Annotated in this window: 21 protein-coding genes; 9 read left to right on the top strand and 12 right to left on the bottom strand. The window is 63.7% G+C overall.

Annotated elements, in window-relative coordinates; all coding sequences use genetic code 11:
• Positions 1-585 precede the first annotated feature (585 nt).
• Positions 586-1350, bottom strand: coding sequence for a transposase family protein (locus LWC34_RS56025; RefSeq protein ID WP_233724674.1), 765 nt, complete (start codon positions 1348-1350; stop codon positions 586-588).
• A 1475-nt stretch (positions 1351-2825) separates the two neighbouring features.
• Here LWC34_RS56025 and LWC34_RS58610 point away from each other — a divergent pair.
• The gene (locus LWC34_RS58610) at positions 2826-3596 is read left to right on the top strand and encodes a transposase (protein ID WP_233734998.1); all 771 of its coding nucleotides are present in this window, start codon (positions 2826-2828) and stop codon (positions 3594-3596) included.
• A 140-nt stretch (positions 3597-3736) separates the two neighbouring features.
• Here LWC34_RS58610 and LWC34_RS56015 read toward each other — a convergent pair whose 3' ends face one another.
• Positions 3737-3991 carry a hypothetical protein gene (locus tag LWC34_RS56015; RefSeq protein WP_233734996.1) on the bottom strand — a complete coding sequence of 85 codons (255 nt, stop codon included), beginning with the start codon at positions 3989-3991 and terminating at the stop codon, positions 3737-3739.
• Here LWC34_RS56015 and LWC34_RS59260 point away from each other — a divergent pair.
• Both LWC34_RS59260 and LWC34_RS56010 read left to right on the top strand, forming a co-directional pair.
• Positions 3927-4175: a transposase gene (locus tag LWC34_RS59260; protein ID WP_372496879.1), complete on the top strand. Its 249-nt coding sequence runs from the start codon at positions 3927-3929 to the stop codon at positions 4173-4175. The genes LWC34_RS56015 and LWC34_RS59260 overlap by 65 nt on opposite strands.
• A gap of 380 nt (positions 4176-4555) precedes the next feature.
• Entirely contained in the window at positions 4556-5152 is a 597-nt protein-coding gene (locus LWC34_RS56010; protein ID WP_233734994.1) for a TetR/AcrR family transcriptional regulator, read from the top strand.
• A 396-nt stretch (positions 5153-5548) separates the two neighbouring features.
• On the opposite strand, the gene LWC34_RS56005 is transcribed toward LWC34_RS56010, so the two are convergent.
• The 4 genes from LWC34_RS56005 to LWC34_RS55990 are packed head-to-tail and all read right to left on the bottom strand — an operon-like array spanning position 5549 to position 9347.
• A complete protein-coding gene (locus tag LWC34_RS56005; protein ID WP_233734992.1) occupies positions 5549-6310 on the bottom strand; it encodes a succinate dehydrogenase/fumarate reductase iron-sulfur subunit in 762 nt (253 codons plus the stop codon).
• Between the two features lies 1 nt (position 6311).
• Positions 6312-8225, bottom strand: coding sequence for a fumarate reductase/succinate dehydrogenase flavoprotein subunit (locus tag LWC34_RS56000; RefSeq protein ID WP_233734990.1), 1914 nt, complete (start codon positions 8223-8225; stop codon positions 6312-6314).
• A 14-nt stretch (positions 8226-8239) separates the two neighbouring features.
• Entirely contained in the window at positions 8240-9037 is a 798-nt protein-coding gene (gene sdhC, locus LWC34_RS55995) for a succinate dehydrogenase subunit SdhC (RefSeq protein WP_233734988.1), read from the bottom strand.
• 31 nt (positions 9038-9068) lie between these two features.
• Complete coding sequence (locus LWC34_RS55990) at positions 9069-9347, bottom strand: Rv0250c family protein (protein WP_233734986.1); 279 nt, start codon at positions 9345-9347, stop codon at positions 9069-9071.
• Positions 9348-10009: 662 nt separating this feature from the next.
• On the opposite strand from LWC34_RS55990, the gene edd reads away from it, so the two are divergent.
• The 5 genes from edd to LWC34_RS55965 all read left to right on the top strand — a co-directional run bounded on the left by edd (position 10010) and on the right by LWC34_RS55965 (position 15626).
• On the top strand, positions 10010-11857 hold the full coding sequence (gene edd / locus LWC34_RS55985; RefSeq protein ID WP_233734984.1) for a phosphogluconate dehydratase: 1848 nt from the start codon (positions 10010-10012) through the stop codon (positions 11855-11857).
• Positions 11854-12486 (top strand): bifunctional 4-hydroxy-2-oxoglutarate aldolase/2-dehydro-3-deoxy-phosphogluconate aldolase, encoded by a 633-nt coding sequence (gene eda / locus LWC34_RS55980; protein WP_233734982.1) that lies wholly within the window; start codon positions 11854-11856, stop codon positions 12484-12486. Before edd ends, eda begins: the two co-directional genes overlap by 4 nt.
• Positions 12487-12798: 312 nt before the next feature.
• The gene (locus tag LWC34_RS55975) at positions 12799-13389 is read left to right on the top strand and encodes a DUF6973 domain-containing protein (RefSeq protein ID WP_233734980.1); all 591 of its coding nucleotides are present in this window, start codon (positions 12799-12801) and stop codon (positions 13387-13389) included.
• Positions 13390-13533: 144 nt separating this feature from the next.
• Positions 13534-15126, top strand: coding sequence for an IS1182 family transposase (locus LWC34_RS55970; RefSeq protein ID WP_233727680.1), 1593 nt, complete (start codon positions 13534-13536; stop codon positions 15124-15126).
• Between the two features lie 281 nt (positions 15127-15407).
• Positions 15408-15626: a hypothetical protein gene (locus tag LWC34_RS55965; protein WP_233734978.1), complete on the top strand. Its 219-nt coding sequence runs from the start codon at positions 15408-15410 to the stop codon at positions 15624-15626.
• A 3-nt stretch (positions 15627-15629) separates the two neighbouring features.
• Here LWC34_RS55965 and LWC34_RS58605 read toward each other — a convergent pair whose 3' ends face one another.
• The 4 genes from LWC34_RS58605 to LWC34_RS55945 all read right to left on the bottom strand — a co-directional run bounded on the left by LWC34_RS58605 (position 15630) and on the right by LWC34_RS55945 (position 18696).
• Complete coding sequence (locus LWC34_RS58605) at positions 15630-16391, bottom strand: regulatory protein RecX (protein ID WP_308200329.1); 762 nt, start codon at positions 16389-16391, stop codon at positions 15630-15632.
• Between the two features lie 260 nt (positions 16392-16651).
• Entirely contained in the window at positions 16652-16843 is a 192-nt protein-coding gene (locus LWC34_RS55955) for a hypothetical protein (RefSeq protein WP_233734976.1), read from the bottom strand.
• Positions 16844-17314: 471 nt separating this feature from the next.
• Positions 17315-18358 (bottom strand): recombinase RecA, encoded by a 1044-nt coding sequence (gene recA / locus LWC34_RS55950; protein WP_033388747.1) that lies wholly within the window; start codon positions 18356-18358, stop codon positions 17315-17317.
• A gap of 143 nt (positions 18359-18501) precedes the next feature.
• Complete coding sequence (locus LWC34_RS55945) at positions 18502-18696, bottom strand: DUF3046 domain-containing protein (RefSeq protein ID WP_233734974.1); 195 nt, start codon at positions 18694-18696, stop codon at positions 18502-18504.
• A gap of 185 nt (positions 18697-18881) precedes the next feature.
• On the opposite strand from LWC34_RS55945, the gene LWC34_RS55940 reads away from it, so the two are divergent.
• On the top strand, positions 18882-19301 hold the full coding sequence (locus LWC34_RS55940; protein WP_308200328.1) for a YciI family protein: 420 nt from the start codon (positions 18882-18884) through the stop codon (positions 19299-19301).
• Here LWC34_RS55940 and LWC34_RS55935 read toward each other — a convergent pair.
• Both LWC34_RS55935 and LWC34_RS55930 read right to left on the bottom strand, forming a co-directional pair.
• Positions 19273-20073, bottom strand: a complete 801-nt coding sequence (locus LWC34_RS55935; protein WP_233734970.1) for a GNAT family N-acetyltransferase — start codon at positions 20071-20073, stop codon at positions 19273-19275. The genes LWC34_RS55940 and LWC34_RS55935 overlap by 29 nt on opposite strands.
• Positions 20051-21877 (bottom strand): Hsp70 family protein, encoded by a 1827-nt coding sequence (locus LWC34_RS55930; protein WP_233734968.1) that lies wholly within the window; start codon positions 21875-21877, stop codon positions 20051-20053. Before LWC34_RS55930 ends, LWC34_RS55935 begins: the two co-directional genes overlap by 23 nt.
• Between the last annotated feature and the right edge of the window lie 25 nt (positions 21878-21902).

The following is a 21902-nucleotide window of genomic DNA, read 5'->3' as shown; positions in this document are numbered from 1 at the left end:
AACGCTGGCGCAGCCTGCGGCATCTCACCGCCAACCCCAGCAAGATCGGCGACATCATCAAAGCCGCCCTTGTCCTCACGCATTTCGAACACGGCAAGATCGCGTGAAAGTCGCTGAGATCACCTCAATGGGTACATCCCGCCAACGAGATCAGAGACATTACGACCTTGACTGAAATCCTGCCCTAAACTGTTCGCGGGTCGCATTGAAACACCCGCTTTGTTGATCTGAGCGGGCGATCAGCCGATTAAACTCCCGACTCGACAGCAGGTATCGCGTCCGCAAGGTTAGCGATTGTGGCGATTCCTACCTGATTCGTCGAATACACAACCTGGGCCTCGATACTGCCCAGGGATATCTCGTCGCCAGGGCGTGAGTCGCAATGCGCAAAACGCACGACGACTCACACCTTAGCCAACAAGGCCCCTCCGCCGTTAGTCGTTTCGCATCAAAACGCCGCCCTGGTAAGGCCAAGTATTGGGCGGGCAACTGGCTTGAGAAACGTTGCCAATAGTATTCCAAACCGCAGCTTCACGACGGAATAGCTCACCTGTAAGATTAGACCTAGAGCGTTATTCATGAGGGTTACCAGCCGAGTCGATAGAACTCGAGCGATGTGATGATCCGGATGATGTTGGGGAGCTCGGAAAGGCGTCCTCGATAGCCGGTCGCAATCATCTTCCAGTTCTTGATATGCGCGATACATCGCTCGACGGCGGATCGAAGTGAGGAGATGAATTTATTGTTCACCTTGTCGCCAGCCGAGAGCTCGCCGCCCTTTGGCTTTTTGCGAGGCGTAATCGTGTGAGTGCCCTGATAGGCAGGGTCACCGATGACTGAGGTCTCGGCCAGAAGATCTTCCCAGTCACACTCGGCGAACGCTTTCCGGTCATGCATCGAGCCAGGCAGAGGGGCGGATATTCCCAGCAGGCCTCCCTCCGTATCGGCGGCGACCTGGATGTTCAGCCCCGCGCGGCGCCGCTTGCCGGAGAAGTTGTCTTCGTGACCAGCACGGTTGCCGGTCGGGACATCGGTTCCGTCGACCAGGACGAGCCGGCCGCGGATGGCCTCCTTGAGGTTTGGAATGTGCAGGCACAGGGCCTGCCCAATCAATGGGAGAATGCCTCGATAGATCCGCGATACGGTCGACTGACTGACGCCGAACAGATCGCCCACGGCCGCCTGGTTCAGATTCTGTCGGACGTACACCAAAGTGATCACGACAGCGCGATACAGTCCCACGGTCGGAGGCCACGCTTGGTTCTCATGGCATTGGATGATCTGCCAGATGCGCGCGACAAGCTCCTGGATCTGGTCAGCAGCAAGCCCTGTAGTAGACTGATAACGCAACGACCCCGCCTGTAAGTTGTCTTCTGCGAGAGGAAAACGATCTTACTTGCCTGGGGTCGTTGTCCTATTTTGAGGTGATCAAGTCGCCAGAATAACGCTCCTACAGTCTACAACCGCTTTAAACCGTCCAGTACCAGCATAACAGACTCCCTGCCAGGCTATCCCATTCTGCCAGTCCGAACAGTTCTCCGGCCAAGGCGCGGGAGCAGCTGCCATTGCAGCCCCAGGGGTGACCAAGACTGCACCGGCCATTAGCGGCCCGGCTACTACAGATGCGAACAGAGCTCGTCTCATAAAATGTTCCTTTCAGACAGACATAGCGAATTAGAGTGGGTCGGGGGATGAATTGATACCGGTGGAAGTCACACGTTCTTCTCCGTGACAATATGCAAATGAGGCATACCTGTTAACCCAGTTACCGTAACGGTAAGTGGTCCGATTCAGCTCCTTGCTAAAACAGATAGCAATAGCCTGCCACTTTCCTCCATTACTATTGGTGCAAATAGCCGCCACAGTAGTGTAATGGGTGATTTCCGTGTGACAGTTAGCAGGCCACCCCAATGGCTGAACGACACCGCCCACGACGAGTTCATTGTTAGTCTCAGCCCCTGCCACGCCTGCCTGCGGAACAGCGATAGCGGCCACAACAGCAGCGGCCACGCCAAAACGGCTCACAAATTTTCCTACCGACATATCTCGACCCTCCGTTTCATATAGCGATACCTGACAGACCAATAAACACCACACGGGTTCTGATGGTCAATTTGACACGCAAAGTGGGCGGATTTGCGGAGTGCCGACCCCCGCACATTCCAGGCTCGACTTATCGTTATGGGTTCGACGTCCGCGATGCAGACGTAAGCGTCAATCTCGCCTCCGACCAGTTAGCGACGACCATCGCTAAACTTTAGCAACCAGCCGTGGGTGTCGACGACTGGAAACTGACCGCTCTCCCGGTAAGCGAGTTCACCATTGACGTTTAGCAACAGACTAACGCTACTCATAGGGCCAATGCGTGCTAGCACCACTCTCCAAAGCCGTTCCAACGCGACCAAACTATCCGCGTTTTGAATTGACGGACATTGACGCTCCCAGTAGCGCGTACATCACGATAACCATGCGTAACATTCTCAATACACCACCATTCGGGTTACACGACCGAGTGATTGACGTCACCGGCGAATTTAGAGAACAACCACCCATGATTCCCACCCTGTGGTAACGGCGTTCTCAAATCCAGTCCAATTGGCTCACGTAAGGACAAAGCCCGACAAGACATCCACTTAGATGACGTAAGGACCGTTGTCGACGGCACGTGAAAACTGGCTCTGGCACAAAGTTGGTGACGCGACTCTAATGATCATGGAGTGGTGCTGTAGTTGATCATGTTTCGGGTGTGACGATCTTGATCTGGCGACCTTGCTCCCGCATCTGGCCAGCCTGCACATCCAGCAGGTCACCCGCCAGGGGCGACCGTGCGGATCTATGCCAGCACCACCGCGCTGGCCGCCGTCTGCTCAGGTTGCGGGCTTCGGTCCGAGCGGGTACACAGCCGTTACCAGCGGCACCTGTCCGATGCCGCGATCGGCGGGACCGGGACCGGGACCGCAATCTGCCTGCAGGTCCGTCGATTCGTCTGCGGCAATCCCGATTGCGCCCCCGCCACCTTCGCCGAGCAAGTGCCCGGCCTGACCACCGCGCACGCCCGCCGGACCCCGTTGCTGCGCGGCATCCTGGAGCGGGTCGCGTTGGCCCCGGGTGGCCCGCCCGGCCAGCGGATGACTCAGCACTTGGCCATGGACGTGTCCCGCATGACCCTGTTACGCCTGATCCGTGGGTTACCCGTACCCGAACCCGGTGTCGTGACCGTACTCGGGATCGACGATTTCGCTTTCAGGAAGGGAAACCACTACAGCAACGTCTTGGTCGACATGGACACCCACCGAACAGCGGACCTGTTATCGGACCGCCTGAGCGACACGTTCGCCGAGTGGCTGCGCGCCCACCGGAAGTGCCTGCACGATCAGCCTGGTGCCGCGGCGGCAGCCCAGCCCGTCCCCACTCTCGCTCCAGTGGCAGACGACGCGCAGGGCCGAGCTGACCCGTCACCCGATGGACCGAGGTCCATGCATTGTGGGACACGGGAATCGGGAACACCGCGATCAGCAAGGCGCTCAACCCGACGAGAAAGCAGTACGCCGCTACGCCCGAGCCGCCACCGCCGAGGAAATTACTCACCCAGGTAACCAAGCGGGGCAGGGCGCTCGATTCGCACGTCGGCTACCTGGTCAAGCGTTGGGAAGAAGGCTGCACCAACGCCGCCATTCTGGCCACCGAACTGCGCGAGCGCGGCCACCGAGGCGCCGCGCGATCAGTGTGTCGACTGCTACACACGTGGCGCACCGGCGCCACACCGCCGACCGCAATCCCAGTAGTCACGTCCAAACCCCGCGAGGTCACCGGGTGGATCATCCGCCCTGCCGTTGACCGCACCGAGTCCGACCAAGCGGATCTCACCCGGATGCTGGAGCGGTGTCCCGTGCTGCGCACCGTTGATCAGCTGGTCGGCGACTTCGGTGGGATGCTGCGCCAACGCCGCAGCCAGCACCTGGATCGCCGCAGCCCAGGAGAGCGAATTCACTCAACTCCAAGGATTCGCCGCTGGTCTGCTCAAGGACTACGACGCCGTCCGCCATGGACTCACCCTCGCCTGGAGCAGCGGCGCTGTCGAGGGCACCGTGGCGAAACTGAAGGCGGTCAAAAGAGCCATGTACGGCCGCGCGAACTTCGACCTTCTCCGACGCTGTCTCCGGCTCGGCAACTAACCGAATCTAGCGCCACCACCAACTTTGTGCCAGAGCCAAACTGAAAGACCATTGATAGAGCCACCTATTGCCTGCAGTACCAGTGTGTTTGTGTGTTCCTTCAACGCTGGTGTAGCTCACACCACCGACAAGAGGTGTATCAACGCCGACAAGATCGTCGGGTCGACCTCTACATCGGACTGGTGCAACACTGCCGGTCCAAACGCTAATCACCGCAAAGGGTGCACGTGCCAGTTCACAGGTACACCCTGTCGTCGGTACACCAAGGGCCGAGATTGGCTGAAGCGGTCTGGAAACGCGCGGCGGCGGTGAAATCGGCTCCGCACTCGTGCTCTGATGGATGAGTGAGCCTGAGAACGTCGACACGTACAAGAGCCAAGGTGCTCAAAGCCGCAATCGAACTGTTCAACCGCACCAGCACGGCCGACGTGAGTGTCGAAGACATCGCTGTGGCAGCGCGAATGACGCCCGTCGAGCTGTCCGCTCACTTCCGGGACAAGCCAGCGATCATCCGTGCGCTGTTCGACCAGTACATCAGTTCTCTCGACGGCCTATGGCGGCCGGAGAAGGACCCGCGCAAGAACGTCGCCAAGATGACCAAGAACCTGGTGTTGCTCGACAAGGAGCGCTGGGAGTACCGGTTCATCCACCGCGAACTACCGCTCCTCGTCCGGGCGGACGCACGGTTCAAAGCCATCTACGACGCGCTGTATTCGCGCCGGATCAGCGAGATCCGGGTGTTCATCCAGCAGCTCGTGCTGCAGGATTTGATGCGGGTTCCCCGGCTGCCGAGGACCATCGAGGATCTCATCACGACTTTCTGGCTGGTCGCCGACGGCTGGCACACGTTCCTCGAGGTGACCGGCGACCCCTATGACCCCGTACAGATGGCCCGGATCAACGACATGTTGATGGTGGTGATCGACCCGTACCTCACCGACGAGGGCCGGGAGCTGTTCGAGAAGTTGACTCAATAGTGTGAAGTGAGCGAGCCGTGCGGCAGGTTCACTGAGCGGATTCTCCAGCCATGCCAACACCGTTCGCCGCATCTATTGGATCCTCCGCGCACGTCGACGACGCGCACACCTGGCGGCAATCAGCGGAGAGCTGGCCCCAGTGGATCACCATTCCATCCACAGTGGCACAGGTCGCCGCGGTCCGAGGCGTTGCAGCACAACGACGTGACGAGGACAGGGCTGACGGCACGCTCATCGCAGCGACTTGCCCCCGGCCTGGTCCACACCAGGGCCTCACGGCCGTGGTTCGACAAGAGCGAAATGGAACCCGGAAACCCGTTCGGCGGCGAGCGATCCGGCATTGAAGAGATCGTCGCCTGCCCCCGGCATCGTTGCCAGGAGCAGGCGACAGGGTGATCAGCTCTTCTTCGATGACCGCCGGAACAACTTGTTGCCCAGCCACACGACCGGGTCGTACCGCCTGCCCGCGACCCGTTCCTTCATGGGGATCAGGGCGTTGTCGGTGATCTTGATGTGTTCCGGGCAGACCTCGGTGCAGCACTTGGTGATGTTGCAGTAGCCGAGGCCGTGCTCGTCCTGCGCGGCGTCGCGCCGGTCCGCGGTGTCGAGCGGGTGCATCTCCAGCTCAGCCACTCGCATCAGGAACCGCGGCCCGGAGAACGCTTCCTTGTTCTCCTCGTGGTCACGGATCACGTGGCACGTGTTCTGGCACAGGAAGCATTCGATGCACTTGCGGAACTCCTGCGAGCGCTCGACGTCCACCTGCTGCATCCGGTACTCGCCCGGTTTGAGGTCCGGCGGCGGCGAGAACGACTGGACTTCACGTGCCTTCGTGTAGTTGAAGGACACGTCGGTTACCAGGTCGCGGATCACCGGGAACGTCCGCATCGGCGTCACCGTGATGACTTCGTCCTCGGTGAAGGTCGACATCCGCGTCATGCACAGCAGCTTCGGCTTGCCGTTGATCTCCGCCGAGCACGATCCGCACTTGCCAGCCTTGCAGTTCCAGCGAACCGCCAAGTCCGGTGCTTGCGTTGCCTGCAGCCGGTGGATGATGTCGAGGACGACCTCGCCCTCGTTCACCTCGATGACGTAGTCCCTCAGCTCACCGGATTCGTCGTCGCCACGCCACACCCGGAATTGCGCTTTGTAACCCATGTCAGGCTTTCCTTCCCGGGTGCACTGCCAGCTCCTCGTCGGTGTAGTACTTCTCCAGCTCGCTGATCTCGAAGAGCTCGAACAACTCCTGGCGCATCGCCAGTTGCGGCTCTTCGGTCACCTCGATGCCGGGTACCACCGCGTCGTCGGACGCGACCGAGCAGACCAACAGCTTGTTGCGCCAGTTCGCGTTCATCGTCGGATGGTCGTCACGGGTGTGTCCGCCACGACTTTCCTCGCGAATCAGTGCGGCCTTGGCCACGCACTCGCTCACCATCAACATGTTGCGCAGGTCGACGGCCAAATGCCAGCCCGGGTTGAACTGACGGTGTCCCTCGACAACCACGTTGCGGATGCGCTGCTTGAGCTCGGCCAGCTTGTCGAGCGCTTGGCGCATCTCACCGGCCTTGCGGATGATGCCGACCAGGTCGTTCATCGACTGCTGCATCTCGCTGTGCAGCGTGTACGGGTTCTCCTCGACCCCGTCACCGGCCGGGTCGAACGGCGCGACTGCCATCTGCGCCGCATTGTCCACATCGGACTGGGCGATCTCCGGGCGAGCCGACAGTCCCTGGACGTAGTCGGCCGCACCGGCACCGGCGCGACGGCCGAAGACCAGCAAGTCGGACAACGAGTTGCCGCCAAGGCGGTTCGAGCCGTGCATGCCGCCCGCGACCTCACCGGCCGCGAACAGGCCGGGGACCTTCGCCGCGCCCGTGTCCGGCTCGACCTCGACGCCACCCATCACGTAGTGGCAGGTCGGCCCGACCTCCATCGGCTCAGCGGTGATGTCGACGTCCGCCAGTTCCTTGAACTGGTGGTGCATCGACGGCAGCCGACGCCGAATCTCCTCGGCCGGCATCCGGCTGGAGATGTCGAGGAACACACCGCCGTGTGGGGATCCACGGCCTGCCTTGACCTCCGAGTTGATCGCACGGGCGACCTCGTCGCGAGGCAACAGGTCCGGCGTGCGCCGGTTGTTGTCCGGGTCGGTGTACCAGCGGTCGGCTTCTTCCTCGTTGTCGGCGTACTTGTCCTTGAACACCTCGGGGATGTAGTCGAACATGAAACGCTTGCCGTCGGAGTTGCGCAGCACGCCACCGTCACCGCGAACGCCTTCGGTGACAAGGATTCCCTTGACGCTCGGCGGCCAGACCATGCCGGTCGGGTGGAACTGGATGAACTCCATGTTGATCAGCGTGGCCCCCGCGCGCAGGGCTAGCGCGTGGCCGTCACCCGTGTACTCCCACGAGTTCGACGTGACCTTGAACGACTTTCCGATGCCACCGGTGGCGAGCACGATGGCTGGCGCCTCGAACAGGATGAACCGGCCGGACTCCCGCCAGTACCCGAACGCACCGGCGATCTTGTCGCCGTCCTTGAGCAACTCGGTGACCGTGCACTCGGCGAAGACCTTGATCTTCGCTTCGAAGTCGCCGGTCTCCGCGTGGTCTTCCTGTTGCAGGGAAACAATCTTCTGCTGCAACGTGCGGATCAGCTCAAGGCCGGTCCGGTCACCGACGTGCGCCAGCCTCGGGTACTCGTGCCCACCGAAGTTGCGCTGCGAGATCCGGCCGTCCTTGGTGCGGTCGAACAGCGCGCCATAGGTTTCCAGCTCCCAGACACGGTCCGGGGCTTCCTTGGCGTGCAGCTCGGCCATCCGCCAGTTGTTCAGGAACTTCCCGCCACGCATGGTGTCGCGGAAGTGCACCTGCCAGTTGTCGTTGCTGTTCACGTTGCCCATGGAGGCGGCGACGCCGCCCTCGGCCATCACCGTGTGGGCCTTGCCGAACAGGGACTTGCAGACCACGGCGGTACGCAGACCGCGTTGCCTGGCCTCGATTGCGGCTCGCAGACCGGCCCCGCCGGCCCCGATCACGACGACGTCGTACGTGTGCCGCTCGACCTGGGTCATTTACTTCCTCTTTCTCAAACGAAGCGCAGGTCGGAGATCGCACCACTGGCAACGAGCATCACGTACAGGTCGGTGAGCATCAAGGTGCCGAGAGTGATCCATGCCAACTGCATGTGCCGGACATTCAGCTTGGACACGAAAGTCCACAACTTGTACCGGATCGGGTGGGCGGAGAAGTGCTTGAGCCTGCCGCCAGCGATGTGACGGCAGGAGTGGCATGACAACGTGTACGCCCAAAGCATGACCACGTTGATCACAAGGATGACGTTGCCGAGCCCCATCCCGAACCCACCGTCCGGCGAATGGAACGCGACGATGGCGTCATAGGTGTTGATGACCGCGACGAGACCCGCGACGTAGAAGAAGTAGCGGTGCACGTTCTGCAGAATCAGCGGGAACTTGGTCTCACCGGAGTACTTCGCGTGCGGCTCGGCCACCGCGCAGGCCGTCGGCGACTGCCAGACCGAGCGGTAGTAAGCCTTGCGGTAGTAGTAACAGGTGAGTCGGAAGCCAAGCAGGAACGGCAGGGCGAGAAAGCCCATCGGGATCCAGCCGGGCAATTCGCCTATCCACGCGCCAAAATGCGACGAGCCCGGTACGCACGACTCGCTGATGCACGGCGAGTAGAACGGCGTCAGGTAGTGGTAGTCGTTGACCCAGTACCACTCACCCATGAATGACCGGACGGTCGCGTAAATGACGAACGTCGCCAGGCCGAGATTGGTCACCAGCGGCGGGAGCCACCACCGGTCGGTACGCAAACTGCGCACCGGGATCCGCGCCCGGCCCGGCGCGTTGATTCCAGCGGTCATCTGTCCTCAGTTCGGGTATCGACTTCGTTGTCTAATCGTCGTGGCGCACGTACTCGTCGTCGGCCCCGCGGAACATTTCACGGTCGTACGGGGTGTCCGGCACGACCACGACCTCGTGCTCGGAAACCTGTGGGCGGCGCGGCATCGGGGTGTCAGGCTCGTTGCGGAAATCGCACGTGTCGATATCCAACCGCTCGACGTCGTTGACGAGCCTGCGTACAGCGGGGATGTCGCCGTACTTGGCTCGCAGCTCACCGACGGCCGCCTTGACCTGCCCGATGGCACGCTGCAGCTCCGTGATGTCGCTCATGACCCGACTCCTTCACCGTCCAGAAACACACGCCAGCTGAACCGAGTGCGTCCTGATCGGCCTGAACAAGTCCTCGGACCGGTGGTGGTGGACGCCCTCATGCCGCCGACTGTGCCGCGCCGGTGACCTTGTGACAAGTACCACAGGACATGATCCGCGCTGTGACCGGCCCAACACCCCTCCGGCTCGCGCTGAATCGTTTTCTGTGTCGGATGTCACCGGCACATGCCGGGCCGACGTCCCCGCAGGCGGGAACCGGTTGTGACGGCGGGCACACCAGCGGATCGACCATCCACGAAACGTCCAGATCCTGGAACATCCGACCGCATGTTGAGCACGTCACATTCACCACCCTCAGACACGCTGACGACCGACCATTGAGGGCTTGGCCGACCCCGGCGGCGCCGTCACTTTTCCCGGCCTGATACCGCCGATAACGAGGCATGTTCCGCGGAGCGACAGGCTGTTGTTCAACTCGCTGTAACTGGATCGATACCGCGATCCAGCCGATAAGGGGAGGCAAAACGTCTCGGCTTCACCCCTGAACTCACCCCGATTTTTCTTAATCGATTTTGATCCCAAGGCTCCCCATGGCTACGTTGTGCCTTGTCACCACCGTGTGCGACGCCAGCGTTGCCGTCACCACCGATCGGGAGGCCGCAGTGCACACGAAGCTCCACCGCGTCGTCGGCGATGTCACGCAACGTATCGCCGAACGCAGTGCGCGTACCCGTCAGGCGTATCTGAACCGGGTGCGTGGCATGGCAACCGACGGACCTGCGCGGGCCGGGATGGCCTGCAGCAACCTCGCGCATGGCTTTGCCGCGTGCGAAGGGTCGGACAGGATCGCCGTGCGGGGATTGACCAAACCAGGCGTGGCGATCGTGTCGTCGTACAACGATCTGCTTTCCGCCCACCAACCGCTGCACGAGTACCCGGACTGGCTGAAGGACTCCGTGCGCGAGGTTGGCGGCGTCGCGCAGTTCGCGGGTGGCGTGCCCGCGATGTGTGACGGCATCACGCAAGGCCGCGCAGGCATGGAGCTCTCGCTGTTCAGCCGTGAAGTGATCGCGATGTCCACAGCGATCGCACTGTCACACGAGATGTTCGACGGCGCTTTGCTGCTCGGAGTGTGCGACAAGATCGTGCCCGGGCTGCTGATCGGCGCGCTGTCGTTCGGGCATCTGCCGTCGATCCTGGTTCCGGCCGGACCGATGACGTCTGGCCTGCCGAACAAGGAAAAAGCGCGCGTCCGGCAGCTGTTCGCCGAAGGTCTCGCCACTCGGGACGAGCTGCTCGCCGCCGAGTCCGCGTCGTACCACGGTCCTGGGACATGCACGTTCTACGGCACCGCCAACTCCAACCAGATGGTTGTCGAGGTGATGGGCCTGCACCTGCCCGGATCGAGCTTCGTGCACCCGCATACTCCGCTGCGGCGAGCCCTCACTGAGGAAGCCGGTCGCCAAATCGTCCGGCTGACCAAAACGCGCGGGCAGTACACGCCGATTTCCGAGATCGTGGACGAGAAGTCGATCGTCAACGGCGTGGTCGCGTTGCTCGCGACTGGCGGTTCGACCAACCACACGATGCACCTGCCAGCGATCGCCGCGGCTGCGGGAATCCAGCTGACGTGGGACGACTTCGCGGATCTCTCCGCGGTGGTGCCGTTGCTGGCGCGCGTGTACCCGAACGGCAGCGCCGACATCAACCACTTCCACGCCGCAGGCGGTGTGCAGTTCCTGGTCAACACCCTGCTGGACGCGGGTTTGCTGCACCGGGACGTTCAAACGGTCGCGGGCGGCAGCCTGGATCTGTACCGGCAGGAACCCGTGCTGGAAGAAGGAAAACTCATCTGGCGCGACGGCGCGACGGAGAGCCTGGACACCGACGTCCTGCGAAGCGTCGACGATCCGTTCGAGCCCGACGGTGGCCTGCGGATGCTGTCCGGAAACCTCGGCCGCTCGGTGATCAAGGTGTGCGCGGTCCAGCACGAGAACTGGGTCGTAGAAGCACCCGCACGCGTTTTCGAATCCCAGGAACAGCTTTCGGCGGCCTTCAAAGCAGGCGAGCTCGACCGCGATGTCGTTGTCGTCGTGCGTAACCAGGGCCCCAAAGCGAACGGAATGCCCGAGCTGCACGGATTGACGCCAGCGTTAGGCGCGTTGATGGACCGTGGCCACAAGGTGGCGTTGGTGACCGACGGGCGGATGTCCGGCGCGTCCGGCAAGGTCCCGGCAGCCATCCAAGTTTCACCCGAATCGGTGGCAGGCGGACCGCTCGCCCGCTTGCGGGACGGCGACCTGATCCGGCTCGATGCCGAACGCGGCAGGCTGGACACCCTGGTGGATCCGGCAGAATTCGCCGCACGACCAGAAGTCGAGGTGCCACGGCCCGCATGGGAAGGCACCGGACGAGAGTTGTTCGGCGCCTTGCGCGCGGCGGTTGGCCCGGCCGAATTCGGAGCCACGGTGTTCGGTGGACTGTCGACCTCGATTGGGGATTTGGTGTGACGACCAACAGTGCGGACGAATTGCTCGACCTGTCGCCGGTGATCCCAGTGGTGGTGATCGACGATGTGGACCACGCGGTCCCGGTCGCCGAAGCACTGCTGGCCGGCGGCGTTCCACTGATCGAGCTAACCCTGCGTACGCCGGTCGCACTCGAAGGAATCCAACGCATCCGCAAAGAAGTCCCCGACATCCTGGTCGGCGCGGGCACAGTGGTGACCGCCGGACAAGCTGTGCAGGCACTCGACGCTGGCGCGTCCTTCCTCGTGACTCCGGGTTCAACCGAAAGTGTGGTCGACGCCTGCGCTGACACTGGTTTGCCGTTCCTGCCAGGGGTCAGCACGGTGACCGAGGCGATGCGAATGGCTGAACGCGGACTGACCGCGTTGAAGTTCTTCCCTGCTGAGGCTTCTGGTGGCATCGACTACCTGAAGTCGCTCGGCGGCCCGCTGCCAGGACTACGTTTCTGCCCCACCGGCGGCATCTCGGCCGACACGGCGCCCGACTACTTGGCACTGCCGAACGTCGGCTGTGTCGGCGGCTCCTGGCTCGTGCCGAAAAACGCGTTGTCGCACAACGACTTCAGCACAGTGAAAGAGCTGGCCAAAGCAACCGCCGCCCTGCGCTCGTAGTACAGGATTCTCAGCACGAGGTTCCCAGCGCTGCCCATCGAACCTGTTCCGGTTTGCCCGGAACCTCCGCTCCCTCTGCTTCTTCCTACTGACGAAATCGAGGAGGGGCGACATGGGGAACGGGCTACGCGGTCGTCATCGACGAGATCCGCCGCGCGCGGCCAGATCACCGACGGGAGCGCGACGAGCCTGGCGGACGCGAACACGCAGGGAGAGAAACAAGGCAGCCTGCACGACGAGCTGCTGAAGAAGTACAACGTCTCAGTCGACCCAGGCGGCATAGTCAGTTACCCCGACGGAGTACTCGGCTGGGTGCTGGACAGGTTCGGCATCGAACCGATGAACATGACCGCAGGTGAAGCGGCCCTGCTGGAGGACATCGGCCTCGCGGGCACGAAAGACGCGTACGACATCTACAAAACCGCCGTGCACGACGCGGAGAACGTGTTCGACAAGCAGGGAATCACCGACGGGCATTCCGATGCGTTCCGGCACGCCTACTGGAACGCGATGCTGGCCAACCGGTTCGGCCAAGACTGGACCGAGCAGTACACCACCGGACACGAACGTGTCGACACCAACAGTGCCGCCGCGGAAGCGATGGATCTGCACAACCAACGAGGTGGGCAGGCGGATCGCGGCGGAACATCCGGACGCAGGCCCGGAAGAGCTGAAAGGCCTGGTCGAGCACGCAGTGCGGAACGGCGAAATGGTGGTCGTCGGCCCGGGACGGGCAACTCGTGCGCAGCAACGAGGTCCCAATGGGCCAGACTGGGCGCGCCGGCGAACCGCCTGCGGAGGGCGGCCAAGATCCGAAACCACAAGACAAGTACGAAGACAACACTTCTGGTGGCTACAACCCGGGCAGCGATGGCGACAACTACGGGCACGTACGACAACTAGAGCGCTGATGGCTTTTCTTGTCGCACTCGCGGGATTCCTGACCGCCGCGTGCGGCACGGAGGAAGGGGGAAAGTTGACCTAGGAGGCCGCTGAATAATCGGCGTGTCGCCCCAGGATGTGGGTTTGAGCTGGGAGAATCGTTTCATGCAGGGTGTGGAGCGTGGTGATCGGGAGCTGCTGGACGCGGAGGCGCTGGTCGGTCATCTGGTCCCGGCGGGGAGCATGTTCGCGTTCCTGGCCGGGCATCGCCGGAATCTGTTCCCCGATGGAGAGTTCGAGGATCTGTTCCCCTCGGGCAAGGGACGGCCCTCGATCCCGGCGTCGGTGATGGCCTCCATCCTGGTGTTGCAGACCCTGCATGATCTCTCGGATCGGGAGACCGCTGAGGCGGCCCGGTGTGACCTGCGGTGGAAGGTCGCGACCGGGATGGCATTGGACGACAAGGGATTCGACCCCTCGACGCTGGTGTACTGGCGCAAACGACTGGCCACCTCGGGGCGGCCGCATCGGATCAACGACGCGGTGCGCACGGTCGTCGAGGAGACCGGGATCCTGCGTGGCCGCCGCAAGCGGGCGGTGGATTCCACGATCCTGGCCGACGCGGTCGCCACCCAGGACACCATCACCCAGCTGATCTCGGCGATCCGGCGGGTGGATCGGCAGGTGCCCGGCGCGGCGGAGCAGATCGCGAAGGTGTGTACCGGCCATGACTACAGTCGGCCGGACAAGCCGAGGATCGACTGGGACGACCCGGCCGCCAGGGACGCGCTGGTCTCCGCGCTGGTCAACGATGCGAACGCGCTGGTGGCGGCGCTGGCCGATACCGAACTGGAAGGCGACGCGGAGTTCGCGTTGGCGTTGCTGGCGTTGGTCGCCGGTCAGGATGCCGAGCCCGCCGAGGGCAGTGACGGCACTGATGGGCGGTGGCGGATCGCCCGCAAGGTCGCCCCGGACCGGGTGGTGTCCACAGTGGATCCGGATGCGCGGCATACCCGCAAGTCCCCGGAGAACCGGCGGGACGGGTATCGGGCGCACGTGGCGGCCGAGCCCGAGACCGGGATCGTCACCGACGAGAAGGTGACCACGGCCGCCGGCACGGAGAACTCCGACCCCGCTGTGGCCGAGGAGTTCCTCGACGCCGAGGACGGCAAGCGCGCGTGGTACGGCGATTCCGCCTATGGCACAGGGGATCTACGCGGTGGGATCGACGATGCCGGGCATGAGGCGGTGATCAAGCCCAAGCCGCTGCGGGCTCCGGTCGAGGGCGACTTCACCGTGGACGACTTCACCGTGGACGACTTCACCGTGGACGACTTCACCGTGGACGAGCAAGCGGGCACGGTCACCTGCCCCAACGACATCACCCGCCCGATCAGCCGGACCCGGGTCGCCACCTTTGGCGCTCTCTGTCGTGCCTGCTCACTGCGTGCACAGTGCACCACGTCCAAGACCGGCCGTAAAATCGTTCTGCACCCACGAGATGACCTGCTGCGCCAAGCCCGACGCGACTGGGCGGACAAGCCCGAACTGCGCGAGAGCTACAGGACGTTCCGCCCCAACGTGGAACGGGTCATCTCCCAGATCGCCAGCCGCGGTGGCCGACGTCTCAAACTCCGATATCTAGGCACCGGCAAGAACAACGCCTGGCTCAAACGCCGCACCGCAGCCTTGAACCTCCGCAACCTCATCGGTCGCGGCCTGACCCATACGGCGGGCGCTTGGACCCTGGCTACCTGAGGGAAACCACGGCCCAACCCCCAGTCTTGGGGATTGTGAACCCCGTCGAGCAACCGCCCTAGGCTCCCTGAACGCCCAGCATCGCCCATGAATCAGCAAGGCCCAGGTCCTCGCCTGCCATCACTCGGTGACAACCAACCCGCAAACCACCCTAATTCAGCGGCCTCCTAGGACGAAAACCTGTCCAAGCAGCTCGCCGATCTGCGGCAGCAGGGCGGGTCGGTGCTGCTGCGCGACCTCACCGGCGGTGACTGGGACAAGTCTATATCTCGCCGGAACCGGTGAGCCGTGAACTCGTGGAAGGCGAGGTCGGTGCGAAGGCCGACATGGAAGACGTGTTCATCCAGCGTGGGAACATCCTGGTCTTCATGAAGAACGGCGCGGTGCAACGTGCCACCTTCATCACGCCGAACCTGCTGCGCGACGGAACTTACGGCGCGGACGTGAAGCTGCAGGCGGCAGGCGGGACAGCGTTGATCAAGCTGAGCTCGGCGAAGTGAAACTCACTCGAACGTGTCGAGCAGGTCGGTCTCCTCGCCGAAATTGGCAAGTTCGTTTCTGACAACGCGATAAGCGAGGCCCTGCGAGTACCCCTTGCGAGCAAGCATGCCGACCAGTCGCCGGATCTTGGTCTGCTCGTCGGCGGACCGCATGGATGGCAGTTTCTTGCGGACCAATTGGCCTGCGCGCTCTTCCTCGGATTCCTCGTCGACAGCGGCAACAGCCTCGGCAACTGTGTCGTTGTCCACGCCCCGACGACGAAGCTCGACACTCAAGGCCTTACGCCCCATGCCCTGGTAAGTGTGCCGCGAGCGAACCCACATCTCGGCGAAGGCTTTGTCATCGATCAGCCCGACCTCATCAAGCCGACCAAGAACTCGTTCAGCGACCTCGGGCGAAATCTCGTTGCGCAGCAAAGCCTTGTACAGCTCGGAACGAGTCCGAGGCCGAGCGGTGAGCAACGTCAGGCAGATGTCCTTGGCATGCGCTTCCGGGTCACGGGCAACCTCGGCAGCCTTTCGCTGACGCCGTTCCTCACGCTCAGCCGCCTTCGCCCCAGAACGCCTCGTCGAACCGGTCCGACGCCCACGCGACGATTCGTCACGCTCAACGAAATCAGCTTCTGCCGCTTCGCTCCGGTTCTGCCGCGGAGCAACAGGTTTGTCCTCAATCCCCGCCATCCGGCTGCGCAGATCGGCGACAACAGCGTCCTGCTCTGATTCAGCATCAGCAACGCGTGCGGACTGTGACTGTTTCGCAGCCATCCGGCTCGGCAGATCTGTGACTCGGGAATCCTGCGCACCTTGAGTTCGACGCTTGCCGGACCGACCGCGGGAATCACCACGGTGTGGTGCCTGAGCCTGATCGGACTCCAGCTCCAGCCGAATACAAGACCCGCCGAACCGAGCGTCCTCACCATCCAATTCCCCAGAAGCAAGGTCACGGGCAGCACGTTCAACCCGTTTCTTGCGCGGTTCAGGTTTGCGGCGTGAATCAGTACGAGCCGGTGCGGGAGGCTTGTCCCTCAAGCGATCCAACTGAGCACGAAGCTCTGCCAGCCGAGCATCACGATCACCCGACTCCGCCCCGCCATCGGCCTGAACGGAACCAACGCTTCGAAGCGAGCGTGTTTCAGCCGGAGCTTGCCCGCTACCTGGATCCTGGCCACTGCCCGGATCGTGCCCGCCACTTCGAGCGCTGCGCTGATCAAACCCATGCTGATCAGACCCGTTCCGTTCAGAGCCGTGCAGTTCAGACCCGCGGTGATCAGAGCCGTGCCGTTCAGAGCTGTGTTGATCAGACCCGTGCTGATCAGAGTCGCGACGTGAGCCCCGAGCCGGAGAAGCCGATGCCTCGTCCTTGACTGGTCCGGTTTCAGTCGACGGACGCTCCCGATCCGAATCTGTATCCCGTTCAGCCGCCTCTGACGATCGGCCACCACCCCGGCTCTGAAGCCCCGGTCCGCGGTCGGTGAGAGACGCGGCCGGAAGTTGGCCGAGTTGGGCATCCCGCCCGGCCTTCGGCGCCACGTCTGGTTCCGAAGGCCGGTGAGCGGGATGTGTCGGCGCCGGCGGGTCGGGTTCTTCCCCGGCCCAAGGGTCGATCCCCGGTTCCGCCGGTGCCTGGGCTCGCTGGTCCGTCACCCAGTCCTTGAGCCACGTCAGGTCATCGCCAGAGTCGTCTGGCATCAGAAGTCGACGGGGGCGGGCGCCGCTTCCTCGGCGTCAAGCTTCGGGCCGATCCCCATCTTGTCCTGGATTCGCTTCTCGATGTCGTTGGCGACGTCCGGGTTTTCCCGCAGGAATCGCCGGGCGTTCTCCTTACCCTGCCCGAGCTGGTCGCCCTCGTAGGTGTACCAGGCGCCGGACTTGCGCAGAATGCCCTGGTCCACGCCCATGTCGATGAGCGAGCCCTCGCGGCTGACACCCAGGCCGTAGAGAATGTCGAACTCGGCCTGCTTGAACGGCGGGGCCACCTTGTTCTTGACGACCTTGACCCTGGTCCGGTTACCGACCGGCTCGCCGCCGTCCTTCAACGTCTCGATCCGGCGCACGTCGAGCCGGACCGACGCGTAGAACTTCAGCGCCTTACCACCGGTGGTGGTCTCCGGCGAGCCGAACATCACGCCGACCTTCTCACGCAGCTGGTTGATGAAGATCGCGGTGGTGCCGGAGTTGCTCAGCGCACCGGTGATCTTGCGCAGCGCCTGGCTCATCAGCCGGGCCTGCAGACCGACGTGGCTGTCACCCATCTCGCCCTCGATCTCGGCGCGGGGCACAAGGGCCGCGACGGAGTCGATGACCAGGATGTCAAGCGCGCCTGAGCGGATCAGCATGTCCGCGATCTCCAGCGCCTGCTCACCGGTGTCCGGCTGGGAGACCAGCAGGGCGTCGGTGTCGACGCCGAGCGCCTTGGCGTACTCGGGGTCGAGCGCGTGCTCAGCGTCGATGAACGCCGCGATACCGCCTGCCTTCTGCGCGTTGGCCACGGCGTGCAGGGCGACGGTCGTCTTACCGGAGGATTCCGGGCCGTAGATCTCGACGATACGGCCGCGGGGCAGGCCGCCGATGCCGAGCGCGACGTCGAGGACGATGGAGCCGGTCGGGATGACCTTGATCGGGGCACGCGCCTCTTCACCGAGACGCATGACCGAACCCTTGCCGTACTGCTTGTCGATCTGGGCGAGGGCGAGCTCGAGTGCCTTGCCCCGGTCGGGTGCTGCTGGTGCCATCTGATGTCCACCTCGTTGGGTCGAGCGGTCTGTGTCGGAGGAGACGCTACGGGTGGGGACCGACAATTTCGGGGGACCGCCGATCCCGGTGCTCAGCCATCGTAGCGAACACGTGTTCGAGCCGTTCGCGCGACACGCCGGTTTCAGCGGCGCTCTGGCGGGACCCCGAAGTCGTCGCAGACCGCTCGCCAGATCTCCTTGGGATCCACACCGGCCTCGAGCGCCTGGTCGACGGTACGGCCGCCGAGCGCGCCGAGGACGTGGTCCCTGGCAAGCATCTGGGCACGGACAGCGCCGAACTCGTCGGACATCAGATTGCGGAAGGCTGTGGTACGCATCAACCACTAGGTTAGTAGCGTGGAACCACCAAGCGGACTCGAGTCGATGGGCATGACCGTCCTTGCGATCGCCAGCGTGCTCGCCGCGCTCGTAACAGTGATCTTCTGGCTACGCAACAACCGGCGGCGCTGAAGTAAAGTCTGCTCCCCGAGGCGAGATCGGAGCGGTGCGCACCATGCGTTTCATGATCATCATCAAGTCGGACGAGAAGACCGACGCAGGCCGGGTGCCCACCGAGGAAGAGTTCGCCGCAATGGCGGAGTTCAACCAGGAGATGGCCGACGCGGGCATCCTGCTGGGCGCCGAGGGCCTGCTGGACAGCGGCATGGGCGCGCGGGTGCTGATGTCCGGCGGCAAGACCACGATCACCGACGGCCCGTTCACCGAGTCGAAGGAGCTCATCGCGGGCTTCTGGCTGATCAAGGCCGACTCGCTCGAAGAGGCGATCGACTGGGCCAGCCGCGTGCCGAGCCCGCCGGACATCGAGACCAGCCTCGAGGTACGCCAGGTCGTGTCCGCGGCCGAGGACTTCGCTCAGACCTACACCGAGCAGCTGCGGGAAGGCGAGGACAAGCTCAGGGAGCAGATCGCCGAGAACCAGTGATGCTGTGTTCGGTGAAACCGCCGGCCACCGTGAAGCCAAGCCCGCGATAGAGCTCCTGTCCATCGGGTGACGTCTGCAGAACGGCAGTCTCGAAGCCCTCCGAACGCGCCGCGAGCAAAGCCGAGAGCGTGATCGCACGCCCGAAGCCGCGCCGCCGGAAACCGGCAAGCGTCGAGATGTTGTAGATCCCGGCAACCCCGTGCGACAGAAAGGCTTCCGTCGTGCACACCACCACGTCATCGAGATATCCGACGAAGTACCGCGCCTGACAGGCCGGATCCAACGCGACGGCGGCGGCACGCGCGTAGAACCCGATCACGCCAGGCGCGGGCGGATCCCAGTTCGCCGCGAGGATCGCCGCGTACTGGGCGAACTGCCCGGCGTCACGGACCTGCTCGATCCGCAGTCCAGACGGAATCTCCAAGGCAGGCAAGCAAGCCAGGTCCGCGACCATCCCTGGTTCCGGATCCATGGCGGGAAAACCTGCCTCGGCGATCCGGTCGGAAAGATTGTCCGGTGTGGACGTCGAATCCACCCACCAGGTGAACCGGTCGCTCACCGCGGCAACGGTTTCCGCGATGCGAGAGTCCACGGTGGACGAAGTGAATCGGGTTCCGGTGATGATGTTGAAGGTGTCGTCGTCCATGTCACCGTCGGCGATCACCAGGTCATCGGTCTCGACGACCGTCATCCCAGCTGTCTTGCGGTGCAGGTGGCACGAGTGCTCGGCGAAGTTCGCCGCCATCCGGTCAAGAAGTGCCGGGCTGGACATTCTTCTCCCAGTAGGTAGCGATCTCGTCGGGCGTTCCGGCTTCTCGCAGCTGCACCTTGCTCAGCACACCGAGGATCGGCCGGTCCTTGACCGTGAAAACCAGCTTGCCGGTGCCGCCGCTCACCGCGGCCTGGTACTGGCCGGACAGGCCGTTGCCCGTCCAGTCAGCCTGCACCACGTCACCGCCGAGCGAAGCGCGCACGGCTTGCGCCTGTTTGCCCGCTTCCTCATTCGATCCGGCCTGCAGGTAGGAAACCTGGTAGTCCTCGCTGAGCGTGCATGTCGCGCTCAGTCCCGCCGCGGCGTCGAGGCCACTGCTTTCCACGCCCGACTTGCAGGAGTTGCTGTCCGGGACAGTGCCCGCGAGCTGGCGCAAGCATTTGGTGAAGCCCTTGTCGTCCTTGTCCCCTACCGACGCGCAATCCGCCGCTGAGGGGCCACCACTGTTGCCTGGCAGCAAGAAGATCCCGCCGACCACCGCCAACGCGACGACCACGAGCGATGCCACGCCGATCAGCAACTTGCGATTCGACTTCTTCTTTGCCGGAGTGGGCGTCAGCGACGGGAAGTTGCTGGGCAACGGCGCGGGTTGAGGCATTTGCTGCGCGGGAAAACCGCCGCTCGGCGGGGTTGGCGGCCGGAAGTTCGGTGGCCGCACCGGGGTCATCGTCGCGGTCGGCTGGTCCTCCGTCAGCGCGCTCTGCACGGGCTGCGTCTGGGTACGCGCGCTGATGCCTTCGCGCGGCACATGATGCGCGCCAAGCGCCACCGCGGTTTCCGGCTGGTCAAGGCTGGTCGGCACGACCCGCAACTGCTCCGCGATGAGCGACGCCACCAGTGGCATCCGGCTCGATCCACCGACCAGGTAGATACCGAGGAGGCGGTCGGGTGTCATCCCGGTCGAGCGGATGGTCGACGACAGCAACTCGACACTGCGCAGCAGGTTCGGCCGGACCAATGCCTCCAACTCGGCCCGCGTGACCAGCACGTCGTCGAACGGCTCAGGCATCGGCACTTCCGTCTGTGGGTGCCGTGACAGCGCTTCTTTGGCTGCCTTCACGTCCTCTCGCAACGAGCGCTGCGCACGTCGGTCCGCTGTGGTTTCCGGACGCAGCAAGCGTTGCCAACGCGCGGGATCCCGGTGTGAGACCTCACGTCCGACGTGTTCCAGCAGTGCCTGGTCGACGTCCAGACCGCCAAGGTCGGGCAGGCCATCCTCGGCGAGAACCGCGAAGCCGTTCTGTGTCGCGCCGACGACAGCGATGTCGAACGTGCCCGCACCGAGGTCGTACACCGAGAGCGCACGGCCGGGCGTCAACGATTGTCCGGAAATCGAGGCGAAATGCGCGGCCGCGGCCACGGGTTCCGGCACCAGGACGAGGTTGTCACCCAGTCCGGCCAGTCGTGCCGATGCCATCAGGACGTTGCGGCGCGTCGGGCCCCACTGCGCGGGATGCGTCAGCCGCACCTCGTCTGGCTTGGTACCGCCCAACTGCCGTGATGTTTCTTCTCCGACACGGCTCAGAACCGCGGCGAGCGCGTCGGTCACGGGCACGATCGAGTCGCCAAGGAGCAACGTGCCTTCGTCGACTCGGCGTTTGGGGTTTGGCTCGAATCGGGACGGGTCCAGCCGTGCGCGGCGCTCGGCATCGCGGCCGACGACCAGATTGCCGTCCTCGCCCGCGAACACCGCGGAGGGCATCGTCGCGGAGCCGTCGACCTCGACCACACGCGGCGGCCGTCCATGCGCGGACAGCACCGCCACCGTGTTCGACGTGCCGAGGTCAACTGACAGGACGCGCACTGATCTCCCCTTTGATGCGACCGGA

It is taken from the genome of Kibdelosporangium philippinense (genome assembly GCF_021390435.2).
GTDB lineage: Bacteria > Actinomycetota > Actinomycetes > Mycobacteriales > Pseudonocardiaceae > Kibdelosporangium > Kibdelosporangium philippinense.
Note: the sequence above shows the minus strand (reverse complement) of the source record. Positions and strands in the feature narration are given on the sequence as shown.